Annotated in this window: 7 protein-coding genes; 2 read left to right on the top strand and 5 right to left on the bottom strand. The window is 61.5% G+C overall.

Annotated elements, in window-relative coordinates; all coding sequences use genetic code 11:
* Positions 1-117: 117 nt before the first annotated feature.
* Positions 118-1,185, bottom strand: coding sequence for an IS110 family transposase (locus RHIBUN_RS0127350; RefSeq protein ID WP_025662015.1), 1,068 nt, complete (start codon positions 1,183-1,185; stop codon positions 118-120).
* A gap of 150 nt (positions 1,186-1,335) precedes the next feature.
* The gene (locus tag RHIBUN_RS0127345) at positions 1,336-2,289 is read right to left on the bottom strand and encodes an alpha/beta fold hydrolase (protein WP_025662014.1); all 954 of its coding nucleotides are present in this window, start codon (positions 2,287-2,289) and stop codon (positions 1,336-1,338) included.
* A 45-nt stretch (positions 2,290-2,334) separates the two neighbouring features.
* Here RHIBUN_RS0127345 and RHIBUN_RS0127340 point away from each other — a divergent pair, with 45 nt between their 5' ends.
* Entirely contained in the window at positions 2,335-2,802 is a 468-nt protein-coding gene (locus RHIBUN_RS0127340) for a MarR family transcriptional regulator (RefSeq protein WP_025662013.1), read from the top strand.
* A gap of 2 nt (positions 2,803-2,804) precedes the next feature.
* Here the strand turns inward: RHIBUN_RS0127340 and RHIBUN_RS0127335 are convergent, their stop codons facing one another.
* Positions 2,805-3,992 (bottom strand): low temperature requirement protein A, encoded by a 1,188-nt coding sequence (locus RHIBUN_RS0127335; RefSeq protein WP_025662012.1) that lies wholly within the window; start codon positions 3,990-3,992, stop codon positions 2,805-2,807.
* A gap of 27 nt (positions 3,993-4,019) precedes the next feature.
* Positions 4,020-4,394: a DUF971 domain-containing protein gene (locus tag RHIBUN_RS0127330; protein ID WP_025662011.1), complete on the bottom strand. Its 375-nt coding sequence runs from the start codon at positions 4,392-4,394 to the stop codon at positions 4,020-4,022.
* A 134-nt stretch (positions 4,395-4,528) separates the two neighbouring features.
* Between RHIBUN_RS0127330 and moaA the strand changes: the two genes are divergently transcribed.
* Positions 4,529-5,575 (top strand): GTP 3',8-cyclase MoaA, encoded by a 1,047-nt coding sequence (moaA, locus tag RHIBUN_RS0127325; protein ID WP_025662010.1) that lies wholly within the window; start codon positions 4,529-4,531, stop codon positions 5,573-5,575.
* Positions 5,576-5,596: 21 nt separating this feature from the next.
* On the opposite strand, the gene RHIBUN_RS0127320 is transcribed toward moaA, so the two are convergent.
* Positions 5,597-6,301, bottom strand: a complete 705-nt coding sequence (locus tag RHIBUN_RS0127320; RefSeq protein ID WP_025662009.1) for an SDR family oxidoreductase — start codon at positions 6,299-6,301, stop codon at positions 5,597-5,599.
* Between the last annotated feature and the right edge of the window lie 105 nt (positions 6,302-6,406).

Genomic DNA, 6,406 nt, shown 5'->3' with positions numbered 1-6,406 from the left:
CAATCTCCAATGCGTGACCTGATGCGTTGGCTTCGGTCACAGAGTGATGTTCGGCTCCCGGTTTCCCATTCTCCCTGAGGAGCGCAGCCCAGTCCTGCCGGGCTCGCTAGACGATCATCAGGACAACCGGGATATCGTCGACGCGCCTTCCGTGGGGCTGGCACCGCGCGGCTCGTAGGCGCGCTGGTCACGCAGGATCTGGAAGGCGATCGTCAAAAGCTTGCGCGCAACGGCCACGCGCGCCTTGTTTACTCCTGTGAACTTCAGGTGTTCGTATTGAGCGCGCAGCTGCGGATCGCTGGCGATGGCGGGTGTCACCGCTTCGACGAANGCCCAGCGCAGCCACTTGTTGCCCTGCTTGATGATCTTGCCGTGGAAGGTCTTGCCGCCGCTCGAATAGGTCGAGGGTACAAGGCCGGCATAGGCGGCAAGCTTCTTCGGGTTGCGGAACCGTGATATGTCGTCGATNTCCGCATCGATCAGCCGGGCAAAGAACTCGCCGATGCCGGGGATGGTCTTCAATAGCCTCACATTGCCATTGGCCTTGGTCATCGTCCGGATCGTCGCCTCCGACTGCTTGATGCGCCCATCGATGTCGCCGATGAAGGCGAGGCCNCGGTCGATCTGGATGCGGTCGATCTCAGAGACATTCACCTGTGCCAGCTGGACGCGGCCGGCCTTGCCGAACAGGTCGCCGAGCTTCTTCAGCTGTGCCGTCTGCTCCGGATAGCGGTCAAACACCGTGACGATCCGGTTCTTCGTCATCGTGCGCAGCCGCACGTAAAACATCCGCTCACGCAGCGCGACGCGCAGCTCTCGGGCTCGTTCGCCAGGTGCCCAGGCTTCCGGCACCAGGTCGGCTCGAAGCAGATGCGCCAGCTCCGTCGCGTCGATCTTGTCGGTCTTGATCTTGGCGTCGGCGATCGCCTTCACCTTGAGGGGATGGGCGAGGACGACATCATCACAAATGTCGTCGAGCCAGTCGTACATCACCATCCAGTTGCGGGTCGCCTCGACAACCGCATGCGAGTTCTGACGGTAGCGTTCGAGAAACCCGCCAAGCGACTGGCGGTCGTTCTTCACNCGGCCGGAGCGCAGCGTCTTGCCACCGCTGTCCTGGACCACCAGGTGGCTGTAGGATTTGTGGTAGTCGACGCCGATATGGTAATCATAAGAGGCAGTCATGCTTCCAACTCCCTTGTTGAGATCCGCAAAACCCCAACAGGATAAGCCGAAAGGCCGGAAGTGTGACTGTCCCTCAATCATTCGCAGTGATCCGTTCTCTCCGGAGGCGACCTCTTTCGTCGTGGCGGCCTTTAGCTGCCTAACGTGACGTTACAATGACACGCGCCGCGCAGGAAGATCGAAAAGCGGTATGATCTCAGCATGCTTTCCGGAATCGTCCTCGGCGAGAAAACCCCTGATCGCATCGAGAACCGGCAGCGCCGCCACGATGCGACGGTGCCCGAAGCCATTTGCCCAGTGGAGCCGCACCGCATCGCTTGCGGCCGCGTAACGCCGAGCATGATTGGCGCTCACTTCCTTGTCGTCCTCCGCGTGCACGATCATCACTGGCCGCTGGATCGCGCCGGCCGCCCCGCTCGCATCGAACGCCTCCAGTCGCCGGCCGGTGACACGGTGCACCTCGTTCTCCAGCGCCTGCTGTGCCGGCCGCCTAAGCCCGATCAGCTTGCCGAAATCCTTGAAGAGCCAGTGCATCTCGCTTGGTGAACCGATCAGCACCAGTTTTTCCGGAAGCACCGCAGGCGCGCCGGGCAACATGCCTGCCGCCGCCACCATCAGTGCGGCGCCGCCAAAGGAGTGGCCGATCGCGGCATCGAACGCGCCGAATCGACGCTCGGCCGCGGCGATCGCCTTCACCGCCATGCCCATGTGGAGCATCCGCCCCGCCGCGCGGCCATGTCCGGGAAAGTCGACCGCGATCACCTCCGCGCCGGTTGCCGCCAAAGTCGTCACGATGTCGGCCATGTAGGCACCGCTCGATCCCCAGCCATGCGTCACAAGGTACCGCGGGCGCCGCCCCAAGGCGCCACCGTTCAATCGATAGGCATGCGCCCGTCCGCCGCCGGCAAGGCGAAGCGTGAACCGCTCCGCTCCGGCAACCTTTGCCGCGCCGGCCGCATGTGCTGCTTTCGCCTTCTCGCCCTTCGGCTTTGTCGAGGGTGTTACGCAGAACAGGCGGAACGCCGCCTTCCCGGCGATGCGCGGCGAAACCGACTGCAGCAGGGAAAAACCGAGGCGGGTGACCTTCAGCGCAAAATTTGTCATAGTGAGAATCCAATAATGTTCAACACTGAACAATAAAGTACAACGATGAACAAAAATCAATCCCTGCCCTGGGATCATCCGCGTTTTCGCAGCTGGATCGCTGTTGCCCGCGCCTGCCAACTCATGCAGCAGTCGCTCGGTCGCTCGCTATCCGAACTCGATATCAAGACCCCGCACCTTGATATTCTGATCAATCTCTATCGCTTCGAGGGCATCTCGCAACAGGAACTCGCCCGCAAGCTGCTGGTCGGTCGCTCGAACATGAGCATGCTCTTGCCGCAGATGGAGAAGCGCGGGCTGATCGAACGGCGCGGCGATGAGAAGGACAAGCGCGTGCTGCGCCTCTTCCTGACGCCGGAAGGCCGGAATGTCACCGAAAAGGCCATGGTCATCCAGACCGACCTCATCGATCGCGTGCTTTCGCCCGAACCGATCGAGCAATGCATGGTGATGGCCGGATCAATGGAACGGATCATCCGGGTCCTGCAGCAAGACCTTGTCGACGAAGACTGATCTCAGTGAACCGTGTGGCCGACCGTTTGCCCCGCAAGGGATTTGTATTCCCACGCGGCCACGATGATCAGCACCAGCATGGCGAGGATACCGGCAAGGTAGACCTCGATGAACGGCGCAATGAAGGCAAGCAGGATCAAGAGCACGAGGCCCGCCAAATGCGACAGCGGCATACGTCCGCTGGTCGCCCCTTTGAACCAGAGATTGCCGGCAAGAAACAATCCGGAGCCACCGAGTACGGAGGCCATCACGCCTAGATTGCCAGTCTCATGCGGATGCGAGAACATGAACTCGACCGCGACGGCGTGAACGATGATGCCCGCCAGGATCGGGATATGGGCATAGGTGAACGCCAGCCGTGCCAGGCTTCCGGGCGTTTCGTCGTGTTCGATCCGATGCGCCGCCCGCTCGTGGCCGAAGCGGAAATAGAGCCACCACATCGCCACCGTTCCCGCGAACCCAGTCCCGAAGACGACCGCCGTCAACGGCGAGAACGGCATTTCCGAGAATGTCCGCCCCGACACCAGCACCGCCTCGCCAAGGCAGATGATGACGAAAAGCGCGCAACGCTCGGCCATATGCGCGCCCGACACATCCCAGTCCGCGGCGGTCGATTTGCCAAGTCCCGGCACGGCAAAGCCGCTCGCCGGAGCGGCATATTCGATGGCAAGGCCGATGAGCCATGCGATCAGCCGCGCCTCGTGTTCCAGAACACCGCCGGCGATCCAGAAAACGCCGGAAAAGATTAGCCAGCTACTGATGCGCACGAAATTCCGGTACTTCAAGGCGTCCGACTTGACCGCATAGCATGCAAACAGAGATCGACCGACTTGCATGAGCACGTAGGACCCAGCAAAGAGCAGCCCCTTGTCGCCAAAAGCCTCGGGAATAGACGCGGAAAGAACCAGGCCAAGCAGCATCAAGACGACGAGCATGCCGCGAACCGCCATCTTGTCGGGGTCGAGCCAGTTTGTAACCCAGGTCGTGAATATCCACACCCACCAGACGGCAAAGGTCATCAGACCGGCTTCAAGAGCGCCGAGCGGCGTATAGTGCGCCGCGAGGGCATGCGATAGCTGCGAGATCGAGAAGACGAAGACGAGGTCGAAAAACAGTTCGAGAAAGCTGACCCTGCTTTCACTCGGACTGCCTTTGGCGCGCAGCCAGTTTCGCTTGCTCGTTCCCGCCATGCATTTCCCCCTTGCGGCAATTGTCGCTTAACGCGGCTTCTCTGAGGTGTCGCGGCTCATACCCTTTTCGCGCAGCTCTTCTTCATAGGCGGAGAACAGCTCGTCGCCGCGCTCGCCGAGCTCGCGCAGATAGGTCCAGGTATAGATGCCGGTATCGTGCATGTCGTCAAAGCCGATGCGCACCGCATAATTGCCGGTCGGCGTCATGGAAATGATCGCGACATTGCGCTTGCCGGGAACGGTGACTTTCTGCCCGGGCCCGTGCCCCTGCACTTCCGCCGATGGCGAAAGCACCCGCAGCATCTCCGCGGAAAGATCGAAACTCTGCTCGTCGTTGAACGTCACGACGAGGTGCTGCCGGTCTTTTGAAACTCTGAGTTCAGTCGGCCAGATATCGCTCATGATCCCATTCCCCTTTAAATCACGAGTAGGCAATGAGGCTTGCCGAGGCAAGCCTCAATTTACCGTGCGTAAGGGGCGTTTCCCTTGACGCGGCAATGGCATATACGCACATTAGTAGCATTGCGGAGGTATTCGTGAACAGCAACGTCGGAACGACAGGCAACGCATCGCCACTGGTTGCAGAGACGAAACCTATGATCGACCCGTTCAAGCGGGCCGTGACCTATCTGCGTGTCTCCGTCACCGACCGCTGCGACTTCCGCTGCACCTACTGCATGGCCGAGCACATGACCTTCCTGCCGAAGCAGGAGCTGTTGACGCTCGAGGAATTGCACCGGCTCTGTTCCGCCTTTATCGCCAAGGGCGTGCGCAAACTGAGGCTCACCGGCGGCGAGCCGCTGGTGCGCAAGAACATCATGTATCTTGTGCGCGAACTCGGTAAGCAGATTGGCTCCGGCCTCGACGAGCTGACGCTGACCACCAACGGCTCGCAGCTTTCCCGCTTCGCCGGCGAGCTCTATGATAGCGGCGTGCGTCGCATCAACGTCTCGCTCGACACGCTTGACCCCGACAAATTCCGCCAGATCACCCGCTGGGGCGATTTCCACAAGGTGATGGAAGGCATCGATGCGGCCCAGAAGGCCGGCCTCAAGGTCAAGCTCAATGCGGTGGCGCTGAAAGACTTCAACGACACCGAAATGCCGGAGATGATCCGCTTCGCACACGGCCGCGGTATGGATCTGACCGTTATCGAAACCATGCCGATGGGCGAGATCGAGGAAGACCGGACGGACCGCTACCTGCCGCTGTCGAAGCTCAGGGCCGATCTCGAAGAACAATTCACCTTCTCGGACATCGGCTACCGCACCGGCGGTCCGGCACGCTATGTCGAGGTGAAGGAAACTGGTGGTCGGCTCGGCTTCATCACTCCGATGACGCATAATTTCTGCGAGAGCTGCAACCGCGTCCGGCTGACCTGTACCGGCACCCTCTACATGTGCCTTGGCCAGAACGACGCCGCGGATCTACGCGCCGCCCTGCGCGCCACCGAGGACGACGGGCTGCTCTATGCGGCGATCGACGAGGCGATCTCGCGCAAGCCCAAGGGCCACGACTTCATCATCGACCGCACCCACAATCGCCCTGCCGTTGCCCGCCACATGAGCGTCACCGGTGGGTGACACTCGCGGAGCTAGAGCAGCTTACGTCCGGTTGATCGAAACCCCGCCATCCGCCAGCATTGACGTCCCGGTCACAAAGCTCGCATGTAGGCCATGGATGAAGGCGACAAGCTGCATGTCGGGATTCTCGAAATTCGCCGGGTTCAGCGCGGTATCGGTGCCGCCTGGCAGCAGCGCGTTGACGCGGATGTTTTTCGGGCCGAGCTCGGCGGCAAGAACCTGCACCAGGCCGGTCAGCCCCGCTTTGCTTGCCGCATAGGCACCCATCCCAGGCATTCCGGCTGTATGGCCGACGAAGGTCGAGGTGAAGACGATCGATCCGCCGCCGCGGGCGATCATCGCCGGCACCTGATATTTCGCGGCCAGAAATGCGCTGGTGAGATTAACCGCCAGCATTTCGTTCCAGCCATCCAGCGACAGGTCAGCCACCAGCGCCGATTCGCCGGTGCTGCCCGCATTGTTGAAGGCAACATCCAGACCGCCGAAGCGTTCGACCGCCACCTCGACCAGCCGCCGGTTCAAAGCCTCCTCGCGCACATCGCCGGCAACCGCAACCGCCTCGCCGCCCGCATCTCCGATCTCTTCAACCAGCATACCTAGCTCGGCCTCGCGTCGCGCCGCGACGACCAGCCGCGCGCCTTCGGCTGCAAAGATCTTGGCGGCCGCCCGGCCGATGCCGGAGCTCGCGCCGGTTATGATCGCAACCTTCCCATCCAGATGTCTCATGTCGGAACCTCCACTTGTTGTTCGCGGTAACCCAATCCCAGACATCTTGCCGCTCAGCCACCCGTTTCCTGCCCGTGTCGGCGCGCGCCCTATTGTGCACTGCGC

Source organism: Rhizobium sp. IBUN (genome assembly GCF_000510625.1).
GTDB classification, from domain to species: Bacteria; Pseudomonadota; Alphaproteobacteria; order Rhizobiales; family Rhizobiaceae; genus Rhizobium; species Rhizobium altiplani.
Note: the sequence above shows the minus strand (reverse complement) of the source record. Positions and strands in the feature narration are given on the sequence as shown.